The organism is Thioalkalivibrio sp. ALE23, assembly GCF_000378545.1.
Classification (GTDB): domain Bacteria; phylum Pseudomonadota; class Gammaproteobacteria; order Ectothiorhodospirales; family Ectothiorhodospiraceae; genus Thioalkalivibrio.
On record NZ_KB900031.1, the window covers coordinates 247,667 to 271,581 of the forward strand.

Genomic DNA, 23,915 nt, shown 5'->3' on the forward strand with positions numbered 1-23,915 from the left:
CGGCGGCTTGCTTCATGTGCCGGCCGCGCGGGGGCGGCCCGCGCTACGCCGGGCCGCTGCCCGCGGCCCGCTCGTCCTGTTCCACCGGCTCCACGGTCAGGCGCAGGCCGTCGATCGCGGTCACCCGCACGGCCTGCCCCTCGCGTACCGGCGCGGTGGTCTCGGCGGTCCAAAGCTCGCTGTGCACCCACACCGGACCGCGCCGCTCGAAATCTTCCCGCGCATGGCCGATCATGCCGATCATTTCTTCATGGCCGGTGGCCGATTTCTTGCCGCGCAGCTTGAACAGCCGCCCCAGCACCCAGACCGACACCAGCCCGATGGCAATGGCCGTGCCGACCACCAGCGGCAGGGCCACGTTCAGATTGGGGTCATCCCACAGGATCACGGAACCGGTTATGAATGCCACGAGCCCTCCTATGCCCAGCGCGCCGAAGCTGGGCACGAAGGCCTCGGCGATCATGAAGATCATCCCCAGCAGCATCAGCGCCAGTCCGGCGTAGTTGATCGGCATCACCTGCAGGGCGAAGAACGCCAGGATCAGCGCGATGGAGCCGATCACACCGGGGTAGACCGCGCCCGGATTCGCCAGTTCGAAGATGATGCCGTAGATCCCGATCAGCATCAGGATGTAGGCGATGTTGGGATTGGTGATCAGCGACAGGAGTTCGGTGCGCCAGTCGGGATCCATGCGCACGATCTCGATGCCCTCGGTCACCAGTTCGCGTTCACCCGACATCAGCTTCACGGTATGCCCGTCGAGCTGCGCCAGCAGATCGTCCAGGTTGTCGGCGACGAAATCGATGACGTTCTTTTCCAGCGCCGCGGTGGCGGTCAGGTTGGAGCCCTCGCGCACCGTCTCCTCGGCCCAGTCGGCATTGCGGTCGTAGCGCTCGGCCAGGCCGCGGATGTAGGAAACCGCGTCCTCCAGCACCTTGCGCTCCATCGCATCGTCGCCGCGCCGGGGCTCGGGGTCGTCCTCCAGCAGCTCTTCCTCGGTGGCCGGCTCGACCGCCTCCTCGCCGTTGTCCCGCTCCTCGCCGCCGTTGCCGTTCTCGTCCTCGGCTTCGGCCTCGTCTTCCGCTTCCTCGCGCAGCTCGTCCAGGTCTTCCTCGTCCATGCCGGGCAGGCCGCCCCCGCCCATCTGCACGGGGGTTGCCGAGCCCAGATTGGTCGCCGGCGTCATCGCCGCGACATGCGAGCCGTAGAGCATGTAGGTTCCGGCACTGGCGGCCCGCGCGCCGGCGGGGTGCACATAGGTCACCACCGGCACTTCGGACTGCAGCATGTGCTTGATGATGCTGCGCATGCTGGAGTCCAGCCCGCCCGGGGTATCCAGCTGCAGCACGACCATCTCGGCACCGCGCTCCTCGGCGGCATCGATCCCGCGCGTGATGTAATCTACGGTCGCCGGACCGATGGCCCCGTCCACGGTCAGGAGCACGGCTTCGCGGTCGCCACCGTTATCGGCGCTGGCCAGCAGCGCGCCGGCCGTGCCGACCACCAGCAGCGCCAGCCACAGGAGCCAGCGGGCCGCGGCACCGCGTTGGTTACGGAATCGGATCATGGATCGCTGTCGTCCTCGTATCGTGTCGGCCACGCATCCTGCACCCTACAACATAGGCCATTGCGCAAACGAACGCCCATGCCGCAGGACTCCCGCCAGACTCCACCCGCCGCCCCGGAGCGCCCGCCGCTGGGGGTCATCCTCGCCGGCGGTCAGGGCCGGCGCATGGGCGGCTGCAACAAGGCGTGGCTCGAATACCGGGGCCGGCCGCTGATCGAACATGCCGTCGAGCGTCTGCAGGGACAGGTCGATGGCATCGTCGTCAGCACTAATACCGAAATGGACCGTTGCGCGCGGCTGGGGTTTCCCTGTGTCGCCGACGAACATCCCGATTACCGCGGCCCGCTGGCCGGCATTGCCGCGGCCGGTGCCGCCCGACCCGGCCGCGACCTGCTGTGCGTCCCCGTGGATGCCCCGAGCGCCCCGCACGACCTCGGCCCCCGCCTGCAGGCGGCGCGGGCCGAACACGCCGCCCCCGCGGCGATGGCCCACGACGGCCGGCGCCTGCAGCCGCTGTTCCTGCTGCTGGGTGCCGGACTGGTGCCCGCCCTGCGCGCCGCGATCGCGGCGGGCCCCCTGCCCGCCGGCGCCTGGCTGCGCGAACACGGCGCCGTGACCGCCGACTTCTCCGATTGCCCCGAGGCCTTCGCCAACCTCAACACCCCCGAAGATCTCGCCCCGCGGTGACCCCGGGAACTTACTGCGCCCCGCAACCGGCGTGTAGATTGGCGGCCGATTCCTTACACTCCCCGACGACCGGTACCACACCGGGCCGTCGCCACCAGGGAGAGGAACCGTCATGAGCCACCCGGACAACACGCTGCCGCGCATCGGCTTTGCCGCCTGGAGCGGCTCGGGCAAGACCACACTGCTGAAGCAGCTGATTCCGGAGCTGCGCAATCGCGGCCTGCGCCCCGCCGTGATCAAGCATGCCCACCACGAGTTCGACGTGGACAAGCCGGGCAAGGACAGCTACGAGCTGCGTCACTCGGGGGCCGACCAGACCCTGGTGGCCTCGTCCCGGCGCTTCGCCCTGATGGTGGAGACGCCCGAGATCGAGGAAGGGGCGACCCCCGACCTCGACGCCCTGTGCGCGAAACTGGATCCGGCGCGCTCGGACCTGATCCTGGTGGAGGGCTTCAAGAACGCCGACCTGCCGCGCATCGAGGTCTACCGCAAGGCCAACGACAAGCCACCGCTGTACCCCGACACACCGGGGGTGGTCGCAGTGGCCACCGACGCCGGCGGGCTGCCCTTCCATGGCCCGGTGCTGCCGCTGGACGACCCCTCGCCGGTGGCGGACTTCATCATCGAACACCTTTCCCTTTACCCGTTATTGAACGGCTGACAGATGACAACGGAGGAACCGGATGAACGCGGCCGCCTGTGACGAATTCGACCCCACCGCCCTCACCGTGGAACAGGCGCGCGCCGCCGTGCTGGAGGCCTGCCGGGCGGTTGCCGAGACGCGCACGCGCAGTCTGGAGACGGCCACCGGACGGGTTCTCGCCGCGGACGTGCATGCCCGGCTGGACGTCCCTCCGGCCCTGGTCTCGGCGATGGACGGCTACGCCCTGCGCGCCGCCGATGCCCGCGAGGCCGGCTCGCGCCTGCGCCGGGTCGGCCAGGCGGCCGCCGGGCACCCGTGGGACGAACCGCTGCCACCCGGCGGGTGCGTGCGCATCATGACCGGGGCCGTGGTCCCGGACGAAGCCGACACCGTCGTCATGCAGGAGCACGTGACGGTGGATGGCGACATGGTGCAGTTCGACCGCCCGGCCCCCGAGGACGCGAACATCCGCGGTCCCGGCGAGGATACCCGCAGCGGCGAGCGGCTCTACCCTGCCGGACAGGTCCTGGGCCCGGCCGAGATCGGGGTGCTCGCCAGCCAGGGCATCAGTGAGGTCGAGGTCCTGCGCAAGCCGCGCGTGGTGTTCTTCTCCACGGGCGACGAGCTGGTGCCGGTGGACGAACCGCTGGAACCCGGGCAGATCCACGACAGCAACCGGCACATGCTGCGTTCCCTGCTGTCGCGCTACGCGGTCAAGGCCCGCGACTACGGCGTCATTCCCGACGACGAGGACGCCGTGCGCGAGGCCCTGGAATCCGCGGGCCGCGAGGCCGATCTGATCCTGACCACGGGCGGGGTCTCGGTGGGTGATGCCGACTACATCACCCGCATCCTGCAGGAGCGCGGCGAGGTCGGCTTCTGGAAGATCGCGATGAAGCCCGGGCGTCCGCTGGCCTTCGGCCGCTTCGGCCAGGCGCGGTTCATCGGGCTGCCGGGCAACCCGGTCTCGGCGATGGCGACGTTCGGCCTGTTCGTCGGCCCGGCGCTGCGCAGTCTGGCTGGCCTGCCGGTGGGCGAACCGCGCACCCTGCGCGCACGGCTGTGCGAGGATCTGCGCAAGCGGCCGGGGCGCACGGATTATCAGCGGGCGATCGTGGAGACCGAGGACGGCGTGGACGTGGTGCGCAGCGCCGGGGGACAGGGATCGCATCAGCTGAGCGCGATGAGCCGGGCGAATGCCTTCGTGGTACTGCCGCGGGAGGCGGACGGCGCACGCGCCGGGGAGTGGGTGGAGGTACTGCCGTTCAGCGAGCTCTACTGAGCCCCCCGGGTTCAGGGCCCGGGATCAGGGCCCGGGATCAGGGCCGGGGATCAACTGCCCGGGTCATCCTCGCCCGGCGGCTCGGCGACCATGGCGGCGAACTCACGCTCCAGCAGTGCCTCGTCGCCCAGGTTCAGCTCCACCAGGCGCCGCAGGTGCCCGGCGGATTCCAGCGGCATGGCGGCGATCTCCAGCCCCAGCCGCTCGCCCTGCTGCCAGCGCACCTTGCCCTCGAACGCGATGCGGGCCTCGTCACTGAGCGGGATGTCCACCTGACCGGGCGTGCCCGGGGCGAGCGGTTCGAGCCCCTCGCATTCCACCAGCACTCCACGCAACGAGATGTCGAGCACGCGCACCGGGCATGTCCGGCCATCCAGCTCGAGCCGGGCCGGAAATTCGAGCGGGATACGTTGAAACCGTCGCGACATACCGCAAGACTACGCAATCTTCCGCGCAGTGACCAGCGAGACCCCATGAACGACATCCCCGCTCCCGAACGCGACTCCCGCCCCGTCGGCCTGCTGCTGCGCTTCGGCGCACTGCTCTATGACAGCCTGCTGGTACTGGCCATCTGGCTGGTGCTGGGGCTGGTGACCCTGCCGTTGTGGAACCTGCTGGACGTGTTCTTCTGGCAGGTCCAGCTGACCCTCAACATCTTCGCCGCCTGGGCCTTTTTCTACGGCTTCTGGCGCCGGACCGGACAGACCCTCGGGATGCAGACCTGGAACCTGGTGGTGCGCAGCGAGGATGGCAGCCGGATCACCTCCTGGCAGGCCACGCTGCGTTTTCTGGTGGGGATCTCGCAGTGGATGATCATCCTGATGGCGATCCATCTGGCGCGCGAGCACGGCGACTGGATGACCGCGCTGATGACCGCCCTGGGCGTTCTCGCCCTGGGCGCCAGCGCCCTGCACCCGCAGCGCTGGATGCTGCACGACTGGCTGTCCTCCACCGTGCTGATGCGCACGCGGCCGCTCAAGCGTCCGCGCTGGAAGGAAAACCAGGAAGAACAGGACTCCGGGGGCGGCTGATCGCGCGCGGCCACCCGCGCCCCGTCATGCGCTCACGGGGCTCGGCGTCCCAGCCACAGCCCGACCTCCATCAGCCCCTCGGCGATCTCCTCGGCCATGCGTGCATAGCCATCCGCGTTCGGGTGGATGCGGTCCGCACGCAGATCCGCGTCGTTCAGCACCCCGGCCAGCACGCCCTCGATCAGCGGCACGTCCTCCTCGCGCGCCAGCTCGCGATAGATCGCGTCGTCACTGAGCCGCCCGGTAGCGGCCCCCAGGGCCGAGGCCTCGGGCACGCCGATCAGCAGCGGCTGCGCCCCGTGGTCGCGCACGTATCCGATCAGTACCCGCAGATCCTCCTTCACGTCCGCCGGCTGGCGCCCGCGCAGGAAGTCGTTGCCGCCGAGCTCGAGGATGACCAGATCCGGTTCATGTTCGACCAGGCTGTCCTCGATGCGCCCGCGTGCGGTATCCGCCCGATCGCCGGGCACCCCGTCGTTGATAACGGTCCAGCCGGTGATCGCCTGCAGACGCGTCGGAAAGTCCTCGCCATCACTGGCACCGGTGCCGTGGGTCACGCTGTCGCCGAACACCAGCACCGTGGCCGAGCGCGGCAACGGGTCGAAGTCGGTGGGCCCGGCGCCGCCGCAGGCGGCCAGCAGGACCGCCACCAGCAACAGCCACAGGGCGGGCATCGCCCACCCCACCCGCCTGAGATGGGTGCTTCGTGTCATTGAATGGATCTCCATGATCGTGGGTCGTGCATCATGCCACGCGCCGCAGTGCCAGCAGCCCCGCCACCAGGAACAGCAGCACCGGCACACTGGCCGCCAGCACCGGCGGCAGCGCGAACACCAGTCCGACATGGGTCATCGCCCGCATCACGATCGCGAACGACACCCCGATCGCGATCCCCACGAACAGCCGACGCCCCGCCCCGCCTTCGCGCTGCGACCCGAACAGGAACGGGATCGCCAGCAGCAGCATCACCCAGGTCGAGGCCGGCAGGGTCAGGCGCTGCCAGAAGGCCACCTCGTAGGGCGCCGAATCCAGACGGTTTTCCTGCAGGTACTGGATGTAACGATGCAGGTCGCGCGCTCCCATCTGCGCGGGTTCCACCACCAGCACCGAGAAGTACTCCGGGGCGATCAGACGCTCCACGCGTTCCTCCTCGGCATGTTCCGTCACCACCCCGTCGAAATCCGGGCGCGAGCGTTCCACGTCCTCCAGCCACCACTCGCCGTCCGTGTAACGCGCACCCGCAGCCCGGGCGATCTCGCGCGGGCGCCGGTCCTCGCCCAGTTCGATCACGCGCACGCCGGCCAGCCGGTCATCCGGCAGCACGGCCTCGGCATGCACGATGCGCCGCCCGTCGCGCGCCCACAGCCCCATCGAGCCAACGCTCAGTTCGCGGTCGAAGGCGGTCGCCTTGAGGTTCTGCGCGCGGTTCTCCGCCACCGGCGCGACGAACTCGCCGATCGCGACCATCGCCAGCACCACGATCAGCCCGCCCTGCATCACCCAGGCGACGAACCGCCCGACGGTCATCCCGGCGGCGCGCATGGCCGTCAGCTCGCTGCCCGCCGCGAGGTTGCCCAGCAGCAGGAGACCGCCGAGCAGGGCCGCCGGCGGCATCATCTCGTACATCCGCCGCGGCAGCGTCAGGGCGACGTACATCAGCGCCTGTGCCACGCCGTAATCGCCGCGGCCGATGTCGCGCAGCTCGTCGATCAGCGCGAACACCGCATCCAGCGCAACCAGCAGCAGCGCCGCCAGCGCGGTCCCCAGCAGCACCTGGCGGATGATGTAGCGCCCCAGGATCGTGGTCATGCCGGCTCTCCCGCCGGCGGGCCCGCACCCCGGCGCGGCCGACGCAGCAGGCCCTTGCGCCAGGCCAGCAACAGCCACAGAGCGAGCATCGCGCCGTGCGCCCACCACAGCCCCACGGCCACGGGCACCTGGCCGTCCGCCAGCTGCCCCTGCCCCAGGATCAGGAAGTTGGCGTACAGCACGTACACCCCGATCGCCGCGGGGATGCGCGCATAGCGCCCGCTGCGCGGTGGCACCAGCGACAGCGGCAGGGCGATCAGGCTCAGGACCACGATCGACAGCGGCATGGCGAAGCGCCACTCCAGCTCCGCACGCACCTCGTGATCGTCCCGCTCGGCCCACAGCTCCGGCGTGGAGAGCGCCTCCAGGCTGCGCCGCTCGTCCGCCGGGCCGGGTTCGGTGATCTGCGTGCGCAGGCGCTCGAACTCCAGCATGCGGAAGGCCCCGCTGCCCGGGGTACCGACGTAGCGGTAACCGTCCTCCAGCACCAGGAAGCCGCTGCCCTCGGCACCGGGATCGGGGATCGCACGCGCGGCCACCGTGACCTGCGCCTCGCCGTCCACCTCGCGGTAGATGAAGACCTCCTCCAGCGCCTCGCGGTCATCGCTCAGACGCTCGGCGAAGAACACCTGATCCCCCACGCGCGACTCCAGGAACTGCCCCGGCGCGATCCCCACCAGATCCGAGCGCTGATCGGCGAGATCACGCATGCGGTCCACCTCGCCCTCGGTCCAGGGCACCACGGTGTTCATCAGCGCCGCCAGCAGGATCGCCGCCGGTCCGGCGACCAGGAACAGGGCACGATAAAGCGCGGCGAACGACATCCCCCCCGACTGCAGCGCGATCAGTTCGCTGTCGCGCTGCATGCGGCCCAGCACCAGCATGAACCCCAGAAACAGCGCCACCGGCCACAGATACACGATGCCCTTGAACGCGCCGAAGCCCACCAGCGCCGGCAGGAAATCCGCCGGCACGCTGCCCTCGGCCACGTCCTGCAGCACCCGCGCGAGCACCCCGCCGACGATCACCAGCAGCAGCACCACGGTGACTGCCGCCTGGGTCACCAGGAGTTCGCGCGCAACGAAGCGCTCGGCCCGGCGCAGGATCATGCGCGGCCCGTATCCACGTCGCCGGTGTGCGTAGTGCGCCCCGGCGGCGCGCTGGTAGTATCACTGGAGATCATTCATCTCATCCCGCGAGGCGCCCATGCAATTCTCCGTCACCACCTCCACCATCGACAAACCCCGCGCCGGGATCCGTGCCGCCGCCGTCAGCCACCGACGCAAGCCGGCCCCCGGCGCACGGGACCTGGATGCGGCCCGCGACGGCGACCTCGCAGCCCTGCTCAAGGCCGGCGAGATGGACGGCGACGCCGGCTCGCGCCTGCTGGTGCCCGGAACCGGGCGCAAGGGTTCCGCGCTGCTGATCGGCCTGGGCGCGAAGAAGGACTACGACGCCCGCGCCGCGCGCAAGGCCTGCCAGACCCTCGCCGGCGCGCTGGTGGAGCGCCCGGCCGACAGCGCGGTGATCGCGGTGGAGGACTTCGTCCCGCGCGGCAAGGACATCGCCTGGACCGTGCGCACCCTGATCACCGCCATCGGCGACGCCGCCTATCGATTCTTCGAGTTCAAGGGCAAGGAAGAGACCCGCCCCGTCAAGCTCGAGAAGGTCCAGTTTGCCGTGGACCGCAGCCGCGCCGATGCGGCGAAGAAGGCCTGCAGCGAGGCCGCGGCCATCGTCACCGGCATGAACCGGGCGAAGGACCTCGGCAACACCCCGCCCAACGTCTGCTATCCCGAATCCCTCGCCGACACCGCCTGCCGGCTCGCCGAACAGTATGACCGTCTCGAGACCACGGTGCTCGACGAACACGAACTGGAGGCCCTGGGCACCGGGGCCATCCTCGCCGTCGGCCAGGGGTCCGAGCGCCCGCCGCGCCTGATCGCGATGGAATACCGCGGCGGCAACAAGGACGATGCCCCGGTGGTGTTCGTCGGCAAGGGCATCACCTTCGACACCGGCGGCATCTCGCTCAAGCCGGGCGCCGAGATGGATGAGATGAAATACGACATGTGCGGCGCCGCCAGCGTGTTCGGGGTCATCGAGGCGGTGTGCGAGCTGGGCCTGCCGATCAACGTGGTCGGCGTGGTCACCAGCGCCGAGAACATGCCGGACGGTCGCGCCACCCGGCCCGGCGACATCATCCACACCCTGTCCGGGCAGACCGTCGAGATCCTCAACACCGACGCCGAAGGCCGCCTGGTGCTGGCCGACGCCCTGACCTGGGTGGATCGCTACAAGCCGAAGGCCGTGATCGACATCGCCACCCTCACCGGCGCCTGCATCATCGCCCTCGGGCATCAGGGCGCCGCGCTGCTGGGCAACGACGACCGCCTCGTCCGGCAGCTGCAGCAGGCCGGCGAGGAGACCGGCGACCGCGGCTGGCAGCTCCCGCTGTGGCCGGAATACCAGGAGCAGCTCAAGAGCAACTTCGCCGACATGGCCAACATCGGCGGCCGCCCGGCCGGCACCATCACCGCCGGCTGCTTCCTGTCGCGCTACACCGAGGACTACACCTGGGCGCACGTCGACATCGCCGGGGTGGCCTGGAAGAGCGGCAAGGAAAAGGGCGCGACCGGCCGTCCGGTCCCGATGCTGATGCAGTACCTGCTGGATCAAGCCTGAAGGAGGCCGGCGCATGACCCGCGTCACCTTCTACCTGCTGCAGGATGCGCAGCCTGACGCGCGCCTGCGGCTGGCCTGCAAGCTGGCCGAAAAGGCCTCGCGCCAGGGCCACCGGGTGCACGTGCACACCGGGGACCCGGCCCTGACGCAGAGCCTGGACGAATGGCTGTGGACCTTCCGCGACACCGCCTTCCTGCCCCACGCCACCGAGGTGGACGCCGCCGACGTGCCGGTGACCCTGCACGATTCCCGTGCCCCGACCACCCACTGCGACGTGCTGGTGAACCTGGCTTCCGAGGTGCCCGAATACTGCGGCCGTTTCGAGCGCGTGGCCGACATCGTCGGCGGCGACGACGCCGGCCGCGCCGCCGGTCGCGCCCGCTGGCGCTACTTCCGCGACCGCGGCTATCCGCTGGAACATCACGCCCTGTGAGCGCCGCCGGCGGGCGGCGTCCTTTTCTGCACCCACCCCTTGAGCTGGATCATAAATCCCTTCACTTGGGGAGGTTTTGTGACCCATTCACGTAGAACTCACGCGGAGAACCGATGCAAGGTAGCGACGGCATCCGCAGAGATGCCCGTCACAAGAAAACTACCAGCAAGGAGGTCGGAACCATGTCCGACAAGACCGATATCAGCCGCCGTACCTTTCTCCGCCGCGCCTCCGCGGCCGTCGCCGCCATCCCGGTCGTGAGCATGGCCGGCATGTCCGTGGCCACGGCCAATCCCATGGCCGAGGACGGACACGCCCACAACTACGTGGCGGATGCCGCCAACGCCGATCACCCGGACTACTCCGAGGGCGAGCGCTGCGACAACTGCGCCTTCTGGGACGGCAACGGCGGATGCCATCACGCCGATTTCCAGGGCGTCAACGTCGCCGCGGGCGGCTGGTGCGATGAGTGGGTCAGCGGCTGATCCCGCAACCCGCTCACGGGGCACCGGAATGCCCCGATACAACGGGCCCCGCACGCCACCCTGGCGCGCGGGGCCCCTTCATTCCGGTCCTGCCCCGTGGGGCTTCAGAAGCGGTAACCGATCGCGCCCTTCACCTGCCAGGAATCCGGATCCACATCGACCCCGCCAAGCACGGTTTCGTCTCCGTGGAAGGTCTGCGAATACTCGCCGCGGAAGAACATGCGGTTCTCGAGCTGGTACTCGACACCCACGCCACCGCGACCGCCCTCGTACGTCTCGGAATCCGACCCGAGCCCGTCGGCGGACACCTTGGCCTTGGTGCCCTGGTACCCGAGCAGACCGTAGACCAGCAGGTCATCGTTGAAGACCCGGCCGAGACGCAGGTTCACGCCATAGCTGTGCTTCACATCCACGTCGTAATCCACCCCGTTCCAGGTGGTCGAGTCGTCGGCCTGATCCAGCCAGAAGTCGAGTTCCACGCCCAGGTAGTAATTATTCTCGGTGGTGCCGGTACCGATCACGCCACCGATGCCCACGTCGGTGTCGGACAGGGAGGGACCGGGATCCACATCAAAATCGTAGTCCACGATCACCAGCTGGCCACCGACGTATCCGCCGTGGAAGGTGTCGGCCTGGGCCACGGACAGGCCACCGACCAGCATCAGGGCACCGCCCACGGCGGCAGCAATCTTTCCTTTCGTGAACATCGGTCTTTCTCCTCGTTGTTATCCGGTTGCGGCGCACAGGCCCGCCACACTCAGCGGTCATCACGTTCGACTTATTCTCGCACACGGGCCGAGGGTTTCGACAGGCCGCGCAGGAAAACGGGTCACGAACTGCATCCCTCGTTATAATGCGCGGCTTTGCCATCCACACCCCGAGCCCGGCCCGACCATGGACAAGAGCTTCGACCCCAAGAGCATCGAACAGGCCCAGTACGAACGCTGGGAGGCCGCGAACCTCTTCGCGCCGCCGGAGACGGGCGAGGCCAACTACTGCATCCTGCTGCCGCCACCGAACGTGACCGGCACGCTGCACATGGGGCATGCGTTCCAGCACACGCTGATGGACACCCTGATCCGCTACCGGCGCATGCACGGCGACCGCACCCTGTGGCAGGGCGGGACCGACCACGCCGGGATCGCCACGCAGATGGTGGTCGAGCGCCAGCTGGCGGCGCAGGAAAAGACCCGCCACGACCTCGGGCGCGAGGAGTTCGTCCGCGCGGTCTGGGACTGGAAGAACGAATCCGGCGGGACCATCACCCGGCAGATGCGCCGGCTGGGCGATTCGGTGGACTGGTCGCGCGAGCGCTTCACCATGGACGACGGGCTGTCCGAGGCAGTGCTCGAGGTCTTCGTGCGCCTGTTTGACGAGGGCCTGATCTACCGCGGCAAGCGCCTGGTCAACTGGGACCCGGTACTGCACACCGCGCTGTCCGACCTGGAGGTGCTGTCGGAGGAGGAAAACGGCCATCTGTGGCACTTCCGCTATCCGCTGGCCGACGGCTCCGGGCACCTGACCGTGGCCACCACGCGCCCGGAGACCATGCTGGGCGACACCGCCGTCGCGGTGCACCCGGAGGACGAGCGCTACCGCCACCTGATCGGCAAGACCATCCGCCTGCCGCTGGTCGGGCGCGAGATCCCGATCATCGCCGACGACTACGTCGAGTCCGAGTTCGGCTCCGGCTGCGTGAAGATCACCCCGGCGCACGACTTCAACGACTACGCGATGGGCCAGCGTCACGACCTGCCGGTGATCAACATCCTGACCATCGATGCCTGCCTGAACGACAACGTGCCCGAGGCCTACCGCGGACTGGACCGCTATGAGGCCCGCAAGCGCGTGGTGGCCGATCTGGATCACCTCGGCCTGCTGGAAAAGACCGAGGACCACCGCCTGATGGTCCCGCGTGGCGACCGCTCCGGCACCGTGGTCGAGCCCTATCTGACCGACCAGTGGTACGTGAAGGCCGGCCCGCTGGCCGAACCGGCGATCAAGGCGGTGGAGGACGGCCGCATCCGCTTCGTGCCGGAGAACTGGTCGAAGACCTACTTCGAGTGGATGCGCAACATCGAGGACTGGTGCATCTCGCGCCAGATCTGGTGGGGCCACCGTATCCCGGCCTGGTACGATAGCGATGGCAACGTGTATGTCGGGCGCTCCGAGGACGAGTTGCGCGAGAAGCACGGCCTGGGCACCGAGGTGGCGCTGGAACAGGACGAGGACGTGCTCGACACCTGGTTCAGCTCGGCGCTGTGGCCGTTCTCCACCCTCGGCTGGCCGCAGGAGACGCCGGAACTGCGCGACTTCTACCCGACCAGCGTGCTGGTCACCGGCTTCGACATCATCTTCTTCTGGGTCGCCCGCATGATCATGATGGGCGAGCACTTCATGGGCGACGTGCCCTTCCGCGAAGTCTACGTCACCGGCCTGATCCGCGACTCGGAAGGCCAGAAGATGTCCAAGTCCAAGGGCAACGTGATCGACCCGATTGATCTCATTGACGGCATCAGCGCCGACGACCTGGTGGCCAAGCGCACCCAGGGCCTGATGCAGCCGCAGATGGCGAAGAAGATCGAGAAGACCACGCGCAAGGCCTTCCCCGACGGCTTCCCCGCGTTCGGAACCGATGCCCTGCGCTTCACCCTGGCCGCGCTGGCCACCACCGGGCGCGACATCAAGTTCGACCTCGGCCGCATCGAGGGCTACCGCAACTTCTGCAACAAGCTGTGGAATGCCTCGCGCTTCGTGCTGATGAACGTCGAGGGCCACGACTGCTCGGCCGCGGACGACACGGCGGAGCACCGCACCCTCGCCGATCGCTGGATCCTCGACCGCCTGGCCGAAACCGCCGCGACCGCCACGCAGCAGCTCGACGCCTACCGCTTCGACCTCGCCGCCCAGACGCTCTACGAGTTCACCTGGCACGACTACTGCGACTGGTACCTGGAGCTGACCAAGCCGGTGCTGAACGACGACGCCACGCCGGAGGCGGTCAAGCGCGCCACGCGCAATACGCTGGTCACTGTGCTCGAGGCCCTGCTGCGCCTGCTGCACCCGGTGATCCCGTTCATCACCGAGGCGATCTGGACCAGTGCGAAGCCGCACGCCGGCATCGGCGACGACGTCGAGTTCCTGGTGCAGCGCCCCTGGCCGGCGCAGGACGGATTCCCGCGCGATGCCACCGCCACCGCCGAGCTCGACTGGGTCAAGGACTTCATCACCGGCCTGCGCCGGATCCGTGCGGAGATGGACATCGCCCCGGGCAAGCCGCTGCCGGTGCTGGTGAAGAACTGGAGCGACGCCGACCGGGAGCGCTATCAGCGCCACCGCGCCCTGCTGGAATTCCTCGGCAAGCCCGAGGACGTCACCTGGCTGGACGCCGCCGACGAGGGCCCGGAATCCGCCATGGCCCTGGTCGACGAGATGCAGCTGCTGATCCCCCTGGCCGGCCTGATCGACAAGGACGCCGAGCTCGCCCACCTGGACAAGGAGATCGACAAGCTCGACAAGAATCTCGAGCAGAGCGAGAAACGCCTGTCCAACGAGAGCTTCGTCGACCGCGCCCCGGCCGAGGTGGTGCAGAAGGAGCGCGACCGCGTCGCCGAGATGCAGGCCACCCGCGAGCAGCTCGCCACGCAACGCGAACGCATCCGCGCGATGTAACGCCGGCGCGGTGCTCGCCGCCCGGTGCCGCCCCCCGGCCCCGGCACCCGGCACCCGGCACCCGGCACCCGGCACCCGGCACCCGGCAAAGGCTGCAGGAGCTTGCTTGCAAGCGAACAGGAGCTGCTACCCGACCGCTGCCGCGGCGCTTCGGGCTACTGCCTGTGCTTGATCGCTGCCGCGGGCCTTGAGCTGGCGCTGCAGAGTCGGCGGTTTTGGCTGCCGCCGGGGGTGCGCTCTCTCGCGAGCGCGCCGCGAGGTCCTTTCTTGCTTGCCCAAGAAAGGACCCAAAGAAGGGCACCCGGAGCTCGCCCGGGAACCTTGCTCCGGGTGCCCCGCGCCGGCGGCGCCGAACTCGCGAAGCTACGCTTCGCTCAGACAGCCGGCGCCTTGTTTCCGGCGCGAGGCACCCTCCGCAAGGGGCTCGCAACGGGAGGGGGGTAAACCGGAGGCGCTCCGGCCATTGGTGCCCCGGTCCCGGCCCGGCTGATCGTGGGGCGCCCGAATCGTGCATTCCCCGGTTCCTGATGCAGCGGCGGTCCGGTGCACCAACGGATTCAAGCTTTGGTACGGGCCCTTCGCAGAGCTCATTCCCGTCCATCCTTAAAAGGAATCGCGTATGGGCAGAAGCTCCACCCGAAACCCTGATGGAAGAAGATCATGTGGCTCGGCAGGGCATGCCCATGGCCCTACCCGGGCACCCTCCCGGTGCCGGGTATGCAACAGTGACTGTGGGAGCTTGCTTGCAAGCGAACCGAAGGCTCGTGGTGTCCTTTGGGGGCGACATCTTCCCATGCGACACGGCATCCGGGCCCCGATCGGCCGGAGGGCCGGCCTCCTGCGGGGGCAGGCGTCAACACGGTAGGAGGCGAGCCCTCTCGCCGATCCGGCACAATCGGTTGCCAACGGTCCTGGTCTCGGCCGGGGCGTTCACAGCCCCGGTCTGCCCGCCTGGCGAAAAAGGAACGGGCGGTGGTCCTCCAGCCCCGTTTGCCGCACCGAGCGCAGAGGTCGGGCGCGGGAGAAAAGGAGCTGCTTGTCCGAGCGAAGCGCAGCTTCGCGAGTTCGGCGCCGCCGGCGCGAGGCGCCCGGAGCAAGGTTCCCGGGCGAGCTCCGGGTGCCCTTCTTTGGGTCCTTTCTTGGGCAAGCAAGAAAGGACCTCGCGGCGCGCTCGCGAGAGAGCGCAACACCCCCGGCGGCAGCCGAAAACCGCCGACTCCGCAGCGCCAGCTCAAGGCCCGCGACAGCGATCAAGCACAGGCACCAGCAGCCCGTTCGCTTGCAAGCAAGCTCCCACAACCGGTTACCCCCAGACGGACCCGACCCCGAACACCAGTGCGGCCACCATCAGCACCAGCACCAGTCCGAACCAGGGGTTCGCGATGTGCGGGTGGTCCGACCACGCCCCGCGCTTGTAGCCGGTAATCATCGCGCCGATCAGGCGGATCCGCAGGATGAACTGATAGGTGAACACGGCCAGCACGTGGATGCCGATCACGATCAGCAACAGATCGAAGTTCCAGTTGTGCAGCCGCGTCATCGTACGTTCGACGTCGCGGCTGACGGAATCGGCCAGCGGCCCCTGGTTGAAGATGTCGTCATTGGCGAACAGTCCGGTCACCGCCTGCACCAGCAGCAGCACCAGCATCAGCAGGATCGCCCAGCCACCCAGCGGGTTGTGCCCGAGGTATTCGGGGGCCGTCCCGCGCAGCCGGCCCCACGCGTAACGCGCGACCGTCACCGGCCCCGCCAGCCAGTGGCGAAAACGCGCCGTCTCGCTGCCGACAAAGCCCCACACGATGCGGAACAGCAGCAGCCCCAGCACGGTGTAACCCAGCCACTTGTGCCACCGGAACAACATGAATTCGGTGCTGGTGTACCAAAGCCCCACCAGACACAGCAGCAGCCCCCAGTGAAACACCCGCGTCGGCCAGTCCCAGACCTTCACCCGCAGGGCATCCGCGTTGCCACCGGTCATTCCGTTCATTCCTCGTCCTCTCGTTCATAGCCCGTCAGTTCCACGAAGCCGCGGCCCAGACGCTCGCCCTCCTGATCACGGATGTCCACCGCGCCTTCCCAGTAGGGAATGACCGTATCCATTTCCTGAAATTCCCGCACCGCCTCCACGCGGAAACGCCGGGGCGCGCTGCCATCCGGCGGCGTGACCGTCATCGCCCACACCACCGGGTAACGGTTCCCCGAAGGCATGCGCGCATGCCGCAGCGGTTCGAGCTCCACATGCTCCGGGCGCAGCTCGTGATCCGGGGCATCGGCCGGCATCCAGCGGCCCTTCGAAAGCTCGTGGGGCGTGCCGTCATCGCGCCGCAGCTGGTAGTACATCAGGTCGGTCCCGTCATCGAACTGCAGGGCAAACCAGTTCCAGCCGATCTGGCCCTCGGCCAGGGCGCCGCTGCTCCATTCGCGGTCCAGCCAGGCCTGCCCCGACAGCGACCGTTCGTCGCCGCTGACGTCGCGCAGGGTACCGCGCGCGGCGATCCGCGGGACCGAGTAGTAATAGGACGCATTGCCCGGCTCCGGCCCCTTCTGGCTCAGACCCGCCTCGCCCTGCAGCACCGGGGCGCGCTCCGGCTCCAGCTCCAGTTCCAGCTCACGCCCGTCCACCGTGAACCGCAGGTCCCAGGTGTCGCCCTCCAGGCCGGCCAGCGCCCAGTCCTCCAGCCACACCCGGCCCACCGGCTCGCTGGCACCCGCCAGCCCGGCGGCATCCCGGGCGAAGCGCTCCTCCGAGGCGTGCCAGTCGCCCTCCACGTCGAGAATCGCGGCATGCGCCATCCACAGCCGCGGCGTGGCCCAGCTCGACCCGTGAAACGCCGGGTCGCCCTCCAGCTCCGGCGCCAGCGCCACCCGGAAGAAGGTGATGTGGAACCCGTGGCGGCCGCCGTCGGGGTCATCCAGATTGCCGGTCAGATACCACCACTCGTTGCGAAACCCCGGGTGCGGTCCGTGATCCCGGGGAAACTCGAAGGCCCGCGGTCCGTCGGCGCGACGAAAGCCCTCGACATCCTCCACCCCCAGGGCATCGCCGACCCGCAGCGCTCCGCCGTTCCCGTCGACCCCGGCATCGGGCTCCGGGGGCTCCCCGGTGCACGCCACCAGGGCCATCAGAAACACGCCCGGGGCGCCCTCCCGGAGCACATCCAGTCCTCGGCGCATCATTCCCGCCATCAAGCCACTTCCCGCAACGCCGGCAGCAGGCGCATCCGCGCCATGCGCCAGGCCGGCCACAGCGAGGCCAGCAGGGCGGCCACGAGGCCGATGAACACCGTCCCGGCCACCTCGCGTCCCGGCCAGCGCAGGTCCATGCCCCAGCCGAAGGCCTGACGATTGATCACCTCGATCAGGATCCAGCCCATCCCCAGCCCCCCGGGGATCGCCGCGAGCACCGCGAACAGCCCCAGCACCCCGCCCTGCAGCAGCACCAGGCCCCGCACGCCCCGGGGTTCCAGCCCCAGGCTGCGCAGCGTCGCGAACTCGCGGGCGCGCTCCATCTGCAGCGCCATCAATGCCCCGAGGATGGCGATGAAGGCTACTACGAGGGTGATGATGCGCAGCAGGTGGGTGACCGCGAAGGTCCGGTCGAAGATCGCCATGGATTCCTCCTCGAGAGTGTCGGGCCGCGTTACCACCGCGGCCGGATCCCGCTCCGCCAGCCACGCCTCGATGCGTTCGGCCGCGGCCTCCGGATCGGCATCCGGCGGCAGCACCAGCCCGAACGAACCCACGCCCGCCGGTGCCGGCCCGTCCCGGGCATACGCCGCATGGGGCATCATTACCCGCCCCCGAGGCGAGCCATAGTCCCGGTAGACCCCTGCCACCGCGAATGACCGGCGGCCGCCCGGCACCGCCAGCTCCAGGCCGTCGCCGGCCTGCAGGCCATGGTGCGCGGCGAACGGCTCGGTCACCAGCACGGCCTCGCCGGCGGCCAGACGGTCCGCCAGCCCGCCCCGGGGACCATCCACCTGCAGCAGCGGCAGGTGTTCCAGCCAGTCGGGGTGCGGCCGCACCACGAACAGCTCGACCCGACCCGCGTCGCTGCCGGTCTCCACCGTGGTACCGGTACTCAGCGATTCGGCCCCGGATTCGCTCAACAGCGGCCCGGCCCAGTCCTGCGGCAGCCGGGCGGCATCCCGTGCCGCGGCCGGCGCGACCGGAGTGACATAGAGATCGGAGGTCAGCGCCTGCCCCAGCCACTGCTCCACGCTGCCGCGGAAGCTGCCCACCATCACCGACACCGCGATGGTCGCGGCCAGAGCCAGGGTCAGGGCCGAGACGGCCGGACCACTGCGCGAGAGACTGCGCTCCAGGCTGCGCAACCCGATCCGCGTCAGGGTCCGACCGGCGCTGGCGACGGCGAGACCGTGCAGCGCCCACGCGAGGATCCACGGCAGCAGCAACACGAACCCGGCGATCAGCAGGAAAAGCCCGAAGAACGCCCCCGGCAGCCCGCCGAGTGCGCTGATCAGTATCAGCGTCCCGGCCGCCAGCAGGATCAGGGAGGCCGCCGCCACGCGTTGCACCCGCCGCCGTGCCCGCAACTCGCCACCCCCCGCCCCCTGCGCCGAGGGGCCCGCGTGGCGGGCCGCTTCCAGTGCCGGGGCCAGCGCGGCCAGCAGCGCCACGCCCACGCCCAGCACCAGCACGGCCAGCAGCGCCAGTGGGCGGGGCGTGACCTGGGTAACGGCCGCGACAAAGAAATGATCGGTGACGGTCTGCGCCACTTGTGCAACCAGCGCCTGCGCCAGCGCGACCCCGGCCAGCGCCCCCAGCAGCGTCCCGATCAGTCCGACCAGCGCGGCCTCCAGCAGGAGCACGGCGACGACCCGACCGCGTCCCACCCCCAGCAGGCGCAGGCTGGACAGGACCTCGCGCCGGCGCAGCACCGAAAATGTCTGGGTGTTGTAGACCAGAAACGCCGCGATCAGCAGCGCCAGCAGACTCATCGCCGTCAGGTTGATGCGAAACGCCCGAGCCAGCTCGCGCGAGGCCTGATCGCGCGCCCCGGACGCGACGATCTCCAGCTCCGCGGGGTTCACCCCCGCGGCCCCGGCGGCCTGCTCCAGCGCGCGTTCCATCGCCCGCTGCGCCTCGGCATCCTCCAGCCGCAGGTCGATGCGGTCGAGGCGCCCGTCGCGCCCCAGCAGGATCTGGGCGGTGGCGATGTCGGTCACCCACACCCGCCCGTCGTCCTCGCCGGCGCCGTCGGCCGCGAGCACCCGCACCGCGTGGCGCCCGTCGGCCGCCTGCAGTTCGACCCGGTCGCCATCCGCCGCATCCTGCTCCGCGAACCACTGGCGTGGCGGCAATACCGTCCCGGGCTCGCTCAGCAGCCGCTGCACGGGTGCCGCGCCGATGTCCGAGGCGGCGCCGCGGAACGGCCCCTCGGCGAACGGATCCACGCCCAGCAGGTAGATACTGCGGCCATCTTCCAGCCGCGCGGCCCCCTCCACCACCGGCGCCGTCTCCCGCTGGCCGGCGGTGCGCAACTCCGCATACACGGCCTCGGCGAAACCCTGTGGCGGCCCCAGCACCTGGTGGGTGGCGGTGCCGGCCACGGCCTCCATGGAACGGTCGAAGGCGCGCTGCGCGGACTGATTGGCCAGATCCACCGCCAGCACCACGGCCACCGCGATCACCACCCCCAGCAGGGTCAGCACCCGCTGCAGGGGCCGGCGGCGCCAGTCGCGCATCCACGCCCGCCAGATCAGCCCCATGGCCGTCAGCCCTCCCGCAGACGGCCGTCGTGCATGGTGTGGATGCGGTCGAGGCGGCCGGCCAGTTCCGCGCTGTGGGTCACCAGCAACAGGGCGCTGTCATGCGTGGCTACCTGCTCCAGCAGCAGCGAGAAGACCGACTCGCCAGTCACCGAATCGAGGTTGCCGGTCGGTTCGTCGGCCAGGATCAGGGCCGGTTGATGCACCAGCGCGCGGGCGATCGCCACGCGCTGCTGTTCCCCGCCGCTGAGGGCTTCGGGCAGGCGTCCGCCCAGTCCTTCCAGGCCGACCGCCGCCAGCGCGGCGTCCGCACGCCGGCGACGCTCCGCGACCCGCGCCCGGCGGCCGGAAACGTCGTCGGGGAGCCCGGCCAGCTCCAGTGCCAGCATCACGTTCTCGCGCGCATCCAGGGTCGGGATCAGATGGAACGACTGGAACACGATGCCGGCGACACGCCGACGCAGACGCGTGCGGCCGGCCTCGTCCAGGGCACCGAGTGAAGTCCCCGCCAGCCGCACCTCGCCCCCGCCCGGGCGCTCCAGCCCCGCGGCCAGGTGCAGCAGGGTAGACTTGCCGGAACCGCTCTCGCCGACGATCGCCACCCGCTCCCCCGGCGCCAGCGTCAGATCCACCCCGCGCAGCACCGGCGTCTCCGGCGCGCCGGGATAGGCGAACGTCAGCGCGGCCACGTTCAGAACGGGATCCTGCGACGGGGCAGCGGATGGGGACGGCGACGAAGACATGCTCGGCTCCAGACGGGGTCAAACAAGCGACCGGGCGCAGCCCCGAAGGTTCGCGCGAGTGCTCAAACCGGTGCAAGCATCGCACGCAAGCACTTGAGTGAAACAGAGGATCCGTTAGAATAACGGGACCTGCCACAAGGGAACGCATGATGAAACGCCGAACACGCTGTCGATCTATCGTCGCCCGGCCGTAAGCACTGCGCACCCTTCTCCGCCGCTGCCGCCGGGCCTCATGACACAAGAGCGCCGGGAGGCGGCCGGATCCTGCGATCTGCCCCGTCCTGGAAATCCGATTACGACGGTCCCTCGTCGTCACCGCGCCGCGCGTGCCGGTGATCCGCCAGCGACCGCCGGGAGCAGGGCATGGAACACAACCTCGAACAGTCCATCATCGAACTGCGCGAACTGGTCCGGCTGGACGACCGCGCCGGCCTGGATGAGCTGCTGGATTACATGCGCATCCAGGACATTGCACATGCGCTGATGGAGCTGCCCGCGGACGCCGTTACCCCGATCTTCAACCGGCTGCATCCCGGGCGCAAGGCCGACGTCTTCGCCTATCTCGACATCCCCTTCCAGCTGCGACTGCTGGGTGCGTCGTCACGCGAGGATGCGCGCTTTCTGCTCTCCGAGATGGAGACCGACGACCTCACCGCGCTGCTGCAGACCCTGGACGCCGAACGCCTGCGCGAATACCTGCGCCTGCTGCCGTTCCGCGCCATCCGCCGTGCCCTGAAGCAGCTCAACTACCCCGAGGATTCGGTCGGCCGGGTGATGTCGCCGTCGGTGGTCGCGGTGGCCCCGGACTGGACGCTCAAGCGCGCACTGGCCCATGTGCGGCGCACCGGTGACGAACACTCCAACAACGTGATCTTCGTGGTCGACGATGACCGCACCCTGCTGGCCGCCATCCCCATCCGGCGCTTCCTGCGCGCCGAGCCCGACAGCCCGGTACGCAGCCTGATCGACGACGAATCGCCCTACACCGTGCAGGTGGACGCCGACCGCGTCGAGGCCGCGCGGCGCATCCAGCACTACGACATCGAGAGCCTGCCGGTGGTGGGCGACAACGGCGAGCTGCTGGGCGTGGTCACGGTGGACGACGTCATGGACGTGATCGAGGCCGAGTCCACCGAGGATTTCCACAAGCTGGGTTCGGTGGGCAACCTCCCGCTGAGTCCGCGCCAGGCGAGCCCGTTCCTGCTGTATCGCAAGCGGGTCGGCTGGCTGCTGGGGCTGGTGGCGTTCAACACCCTGGGCGCCCTGATGATCTCGCAGTACGAGGAGGCCATCGAGGCGGTGGCGGTGCTGGTGTTCTTCCTGCCGCTGATCATCGACTCCGGCGGCAACGCCGGGGCGCAGAGCTCGACCCTGATGGTGCGCGCGATGGCCACCGGCGAGGTCACCACGCGCGACTGGCTGCGCCTGTGGGCCAAGGAACTGGGCGTGGCCACCGGGATCGGCGTCAGCATGGGGATCGCGGTATCGCTGCTGGGTCTGTGGCGCGGCGGCATGGAGATCGCGGTGCTGGTGGCGGTCGCGATGACCCTGATCGTGGCCTTCGCCAGCATGGTCGGCATGCTGCTGCCGGTCATCCTGCGCAGCCTCAAGCTCGACCCCGCGACCGCCAGCGTGCCACTGGTCACCGCCATCGCCGACCTCGGCGGCATCGCCATCTATTTCTCGCTGGCCGTGGCCATGCTCGGCCTTGCCACGCCGGCCTGAGGGGAACCCGCATGAGTCCGACCGATCACGACATCGACAACCTACCCGACACCCTGCGCACCGCTCTGGAGCAGGGCTCCGACGGCCCGCTGAACGCGATCTGCAACGCGCATGCGGCACCCGACCTGTCGGACGCGCTGGAGACCCTGCCCGAGGATCAGGCAGTCGCCTTCTTCCAGCGTCTGGAGCCGGCCTGCGCCGCGCCGGTGTACGCGCACCTGGAGCCCGATCATCAGTCCCGGGTACTGGCCGCGCTGGACGAGCAGCAGGCCGCGGACCTGGTCGCCGCCCTTTCGCTGGACGACGCCGTGGCGGTGATCGACGGCCTGGGCGACGACCATGCCGACTCCCTGATGGAGACCCTCCCGGCGGAGAGCCAGGAGGCGGTGGGCTCGCTGCTGGCCTATCCGGAAGAAAGCGCCGGGCGCGTGATGACCCCGGAGTACGTCACCGTGCAGCCCGAATGGACGGTGAGCGAGGCCATGGAACATCTGCGCGCCCACCACGAGGTGGCGGAGACCGTGAACACGGTGTTCGTGACCACCGCGGCCGGCGAGCTGCTGGCCTGGGTGCGGCTGAAGGAGCTGCTGCTGGCGCGCGCCTCCGCGCGGGTTGCCGACCTGATGCACACCGACGTGGCCAGCATCACCGCCGAGGAGGACCGCGAGGAGGCGGCCCACCGCATCAGCCACTACGACCTCAACGTGCTGCCGGTGGTCGACGACCAGGGCCACATGCTGGGCATCATCACCGTCGACGACGTCATGGACGTGCTGCGCGCGGAAACCACCGAGGACTTCCACCGCATGGCCGCGGTGGGCGACGTGGTGCTGTCGCTGCGCGACGCCAGCATGGGCCTGCTGTACCGCAAGCGCATCGGCTGGCTGCTGATCCTGGTGGTGGTCAACATCTTTGCCGGGCTGGCGATCGCCCGCTACGAGGCGGCCATCGAGGCGGTGGTCGCCCTGGTCTTCTTCCTGCCGATGGTCATCGCCACCGGCGGCAACACCGGTTCGCAGGCCGCAACCCTGGTGGTGCGCTCGCTGGCGGTCAACGATGTCCGATTGCGCGACGCCTGGCGCCTGGGGGGCAAGGAACTGCTGGTCTCGACCGCACTGGGCGTTACCCTGGCGGCCGCCATCTGGCTCTCCGGCAACTGGCTGGGCTCGCTGGAGGTCGCCAACGCCATCGCCCTGGGCATGTTCCTGGTGGTGGTGTTCGGCGCGATGTTCGGCATGCTCCTGCCGTTTGCCCTGACCGCCCTGCGGCTGGACCCGGCGGTGGCCAGCGCGCCGCTGATCACCTCGGTGGTCGACATCGGCGGGATCCTGATCTATTTCGGCGTGGCCGTGGCGGTGCTGGGCCTGTAACGGGCATCACCGCCGCACAAGCACCCGCGCGGCCTGCGGCGGCTCGGCAGG

Annotated in this window: 20 protein-coding genes; 10 read left to right on the forward strand and 10 right to left on the reverse strand. The window is 69.5% G+C overall.

From position 1 onward, the window contains the following. Positions 1-43: 43 nt before the first annotated feature. Positions 44-1,567: a nodulation protein NfeD gene (locus F573_RS0101250; protein ID WP_019021164.1), complete on the reverse strand. Its 1,524-nt coding sequence runs from the start codon at positions 1,565-1,567 to the stop codon at positions 44-46. A gap of 78 nt (positions 1,568-1,645) precedes the next feature. On the opposite strand from F573_RS0101250, the gene mobA reads away from it, so the two are divergent. The 3 genes from mobA to glp all read left to right on the forward strand — a co-directional run bounded on the left by mobA (position 1,646) and on the right by glp (position 4,179). Beyond that, on the forward strand, positions 1,646-2,254 hold the full coding sequence (gene mobA, locus F573_RS0101255) for a molybdenum cofactor guanylyltransferase MobA (RefSeq protein WP_018869918.1): 609 nt from the start codon (positions 1,646-1,648) through the stop codon (positions 2,252-2,254). A gap of 112 nt (positions 2,255-2,366) precedes the next feature. Next, entirely contained in the window at positions 2,367-2,915 is a 549-nt protein-coding gene (gene mobB, locus F573_RS0101260; protein WP_018869919.1) for a molybdopterin-guanine dinucleotide biosynthesis protein B, read from the forward strand. A gap of 22 nt (positions 2,916-2,937) precedes the next feature. After that, complete coding sequence (gene glp, locus F573_RS0101265; protein WP_019021165.1) at positions 2,938-4,179, forward strand: gephyrin-like molybdotransferase Glp; 1,242 nt, start codon at positions 2,938-2,940, stop codon at positions 4,177-4,179. 50 nt (positions 4,180-4,229) lie between these two features. Here glp and F573_RS0101270 read toward each other — a convergent pair whose 3' ends face one another. Continuing rightward, positions 4,230-4,607, reverse strand: a complete 378-nt coding sequence (locus F573_RS0101270; protein WP_018869921.1) for a PilZ domain-containing protein — start codon at positions 4,605-4,607, stop codon at positions 4,230-4,232. 45 nt (positions 4,608-4,652) lie between these two features. Between F573_RS0101270 and F573_RS0101275 the strand changes: the two genes are divergently transcribed. Continuing rightward, complete coding sequence (locus tag F573_RS0101275) at positions 4,653-5,210, forward strand: RDD family protein (RefSeq protein ID WP_019021166.1); 558 nt, start codon at positions 4,653-4,655, stop codon at positions 5,208-5,210. 32 nt (positions 5,211-5,242) lie between these two features. On the opposite strand, the gene F573_RS0101280 is transcribed toward F573_RS0101275, so the two are convergent. From F573_RS0101280 to lptF, 3 genes are all read right to left on the reverse strand, one after another. Beyond that, a complete protein-coding gene (locus tag F573_RS0101280) occupies positions 5,243-5,884 on the reverse strand; it encodes a GDSL-type esterase/lipase family protein (RefSeq protein WP_038033117.1) in 642 nt (213 codons plus the stop codon). Positions 5,885-5,954: 70 nt separating this feature from the next. Further along, positions 5,955-7,019, reverse strand: a complete 1,065-nt coding sequence (lptG, locus tag F573_RS0101285) for an LPS export ABC transporter permease LptG (RefSeq protein WP_019021167.1) — start codon at positions 7,017-7,019, stop codon at positions 5,955-5,957. Beyond that, positions 7,016-8,128, reverse strand: coding sequence for an LPS export ABC transporter permease LptF (gene lptF, locus F573_RS0101290; RefSeq protein WP_019021168.1), 1,113 nt, complete (start codon positions 8,126-8,128; stop codon positions 7,016-7,018). Before lptF ends, lptG begins: the two co-directional genes overlap by 4 nt. A gap of 97 nt (positions 8,129-8,225) precedes the next feature. Between lptF and F573_RS0101295 the strand changes: the two genes are divergently transcribed. The 3 genes from F573_RS0101295 to F573_RS0101305 all read left to right on the forward strand — a co-directional run bounded on the left by F573_RS0101295 (position 8,226) and on the right by F573_RS0101305 (position 10,622). Further along, positions 8,226-9,704 (forward strand): leucyl aminopeptidase, encoded by a 1,479-nt coding sequence (locus F573_RS0101295; protein ID WP_019021169.1) that lies wholly within the window; start codon positions 8,226-8,228, stop codon positions 9,702-9,704. 13 nt (positions 9,705-9,717) lie between these two features. Further along, on the forward strand, positions 9,718-10,137 hold the full coding sequence (locus F573_RS0101300) for a DNA polymerase III subunit chi (protein ID WP_019021170.1): 420 nt from the start codon (positions 9,718-9,720) through the stop codon (positions 10,135-10,137). Between the two features lie 182 nt (positions 10,138-10,319). After that, positions 10,320-10,622 carry a high-potential iron-sulfur protein gene (locus tag F573_RS0101305; RefSeq protein ID WP_019021171.1) on the forward strand — a complete coding sequence of 101 codons (303 nt, stop codon included), beginning with the start codon at positions 10,320-10,322 and terminating at the stop codon, positions 10,620-10,622. Positions 10,623-10,726: 104 nt separating this feature from the next. Here the strand turns inward: F573_RS0101305 and F573_RS0101310 are convergent, their stop codons facing one another. After that, a complete protein-coding gene (locus F573_RS0101310) occupies positions 10,727-11,329 on the reverse strand; it encodes an outer membrane protein (RefSeq protein ID WP_019021172.1) in 603 nt (200 codons plus the stop codon). Between the two features lie 187 nt (positions 11,330-11,516). Between F573_RS0101310 and F573_RS0101315 the strand changes: the two genes are divergently transcribed. After that, positions 11,517-14,294: a valine--tRNA ligase gene (locus F573_RS0101315; RefSeq protein ID WP_019021173.1), complete on the forward strand. Its 2,778-nt coding sequence runs from the start codon at positions 11,517-11,519 to the stop codon at positions 14,292-14,294. Positions 14,295-15,597: 1,303 nt separating this feature from the next. Here F573_RS0101315 and F573_RS0101320 read toward each other — a convergent pair. Genes F573_RS0101320 through F573_RS0101335 form a run of 4 tightly spaced genes read right to left on the reverse strand, consistent with a single transcriptional unit; the run spans position 15,598 to position 20,715 of the window. Continuing rightward, entirely contained in the window at positions 15,598-16,272 is a 675-nt protein-coding gene (locus F573_RS0101320) for a cytochrome b/b6 domain-containing protein (RefSeq protein ID WP_019021174.1), read from the reverse strand. A gap of 5 nt (positions 16,273-16,277) precedes the next feature. Further along, positions 16,278-17,480 (reverse strand): lipocalin-like domain-containing protein, encoded by a 1,203-nt coding sequence (locus F573_RS0101325; protein WP_019021175.1) that lies wholly within the window; start codon positions 17,478-17,480, stop codon positions 16,278-16,280. Next, the gene (locus F573_RS0101330) at positions 17,480-20,026 is read right to left on the reverse strand and encodes an ABC transporter permease (protein ID WP_019021176.1); all 2,547 of its coding nucleotides are present in this window, start codon (positions 20,024-20,026) and stop codon (positions 17,480-17,482) included. Before F573_RS0101330 ends, F573_RS0101325 begins: the two co-directional genes overlap by 1 nt. 5 nt (positions 20,027-20,031) lie before the next feature. Next, positions 20,032-20,715, reverse strand: a complete 684-nt coding sequence (locus tag F573_RS0101335; RefSeq protein ID WP_019021177.1) for an ABC transporter ATP-binding protein — start codon at positions 20,713-20,715, stop codon at positions 20,032-20,034. Positions 20,716-21,132: 417 nt separating this feature from the next. Between F573_RS0101335 and mgtE (F573_RS0101340) the strand changes: the two genes are divergently transcribed. After that, positions 21,133-22,494 (forward strand): magnesium transporter, encoded by a 1,362-nt coding sequence (gene mgtE, locus F573_RS0101340; RefSeq protein WP_018869934.1) that lies wholly within the window; start codon positions 21,133-21,135, stop codon positions 22,492-22,494. Between the two features lie 11 nt (positions 22,495-22,505). Then, complete coding sequence (gene mgtE / locus F573_RS0101345) at positions 22,506-23,864, forward strand: magnesium transporter (RefSeq protein WP_019021178.1); 1,359 nt, start codon at positions 22,506-22,508, stop codon at positions 23,862-23,864. Positions 23,865-23,915: the final 51 nt, after the last annotated feature.

Bases quoted from the DNA above. Each gene is read 5' to 3' on its own strand.
- F573_RS0101250 (WP_019021164.1), bottom strand. From the start codon at position 1,567: ATGATCCGATTCCGTAACCAACGCGGTGCCGCGGCCCGCTGGCTCCTG.
- mobA (WP_018869918.1), top strand. From the start codon at position 1,646: ATGCCGCAGGACTCCCGCCAGACTCCACCCGCCGCCCCGGAGCGCCCG.
- mobB (WP_018869919.1), top strand. From the start codon at position 2,367: ATGAGCCACCCGGACAACACGCTGCCGCGCATCGGCTTTGCCGCCTGG.
- glp (WP_019021165.1), top strand. From the start codon at position 2,938: ATGAACGCGGCCGCCTGTGACGAATTCGACCCCACCGCCCTCACCGTG.
- F573_RS0101270 (WP_018869921.1), bottom strand. From the start codon at position 4,607: ATGTCGCGACGGTTTCAACGTATCCCGCTCGAATTTCCGGCCCGGCTC.
- F573_RS0101275 (WP_019021166.1), top strand. From the start codon at position 4,653: ATGAACGACATCCCCGCTCCCGAACGCGACTCCCGCCCCGTCGGCCTG.
- F573_RS0101280 (WP_038033117.1), bottom strand. From the start codon at position 5,884: ATGCCCGCCCTGTGGCTGTTGCTGGTGGCGGTCCTGCTGGCCGCCTGC.
- lptG (WP_019021167.1), bottom strand. From the start codon at position 7,019: ATGACCACGATCCTGGGGCGCTACATCATCCGCCAGGTGCTGCTGGGG.
- lptF (WP_019021168.1), bottom strand. From the start codon at position 8,128: ATGATCCTGCGCCGGGCCGAGCGCTTCGTTGCGCGCGAACTCCTGGTG.
- F573_RS0101295 (WP_019021169.1), top strand. From the start codon at position 8,226: ATGCAATTCTCCGTCACCACCTCCACCATCGACAAACCCCGCGCCGGG.
- F573_RS0101300 (WP_019021170.1), top strand. From the start codon at position 9,718: ATGACCCGCGTCACCTTCTACCTGCTGCAGGATGCGCAGCCTGACGCG.
- F573_RS0101305 (WP_019021171.1), top strand. From the start codon at position 10,320: ATGTCCGACAAGACCGATATCAGCCGCCGTACCTTTCTCCGCCGCGCC.
- F573_RS0101310 (WP_019021172.1), bottom strand. From the start codon at position 11,329: ATGTTCACGAAAGGAAAGATTGCTGCCGCCGTGGGCGGTGCCCTGATG.
- F573_RS0101315 (WP_019021173.1), top strand. From the start codon at position 11,517: ATGGACAAGAGCTTCGACCCCAAGAGCATCGAACAGGCCCAGTACGAA.
- F573_RS0101320 (WP_019021174.1), bottom strand. From the start codon at position 16,272: ATGACCGGTGGCAACGCGGATGCCCTGCGGGTGAAGGTCTGGGACTGG.
- F573_RS0101325 (WP_019021175.1), bottom strand. From the start codon at position 17,480: ATGGCGGGAATGATGCGCCGAGGACTGGATGTGCTCCGGGAGGGCGCC.
- F573_RS0101330 (WP_019021176.1), bottom strand. From the start codon at position 20,026: ATGGGGCTGATCTGGCGGGCGTGGATGCGCGACTGGCGCCGCCGGCCC.
- mgtE (WP_018869934.1), top strand. From the start codon at position 21,133: ATGGAACACAACCTCGAACAGTCCATCATCGAACTGCGCGAACTGGTC.
- mgtE (WP_019021178.1), top strand. From the start codon at position 22,506: ATGAGTCCGACCGATCACGACATCGACAACCTACCCGACACCCTGCGC.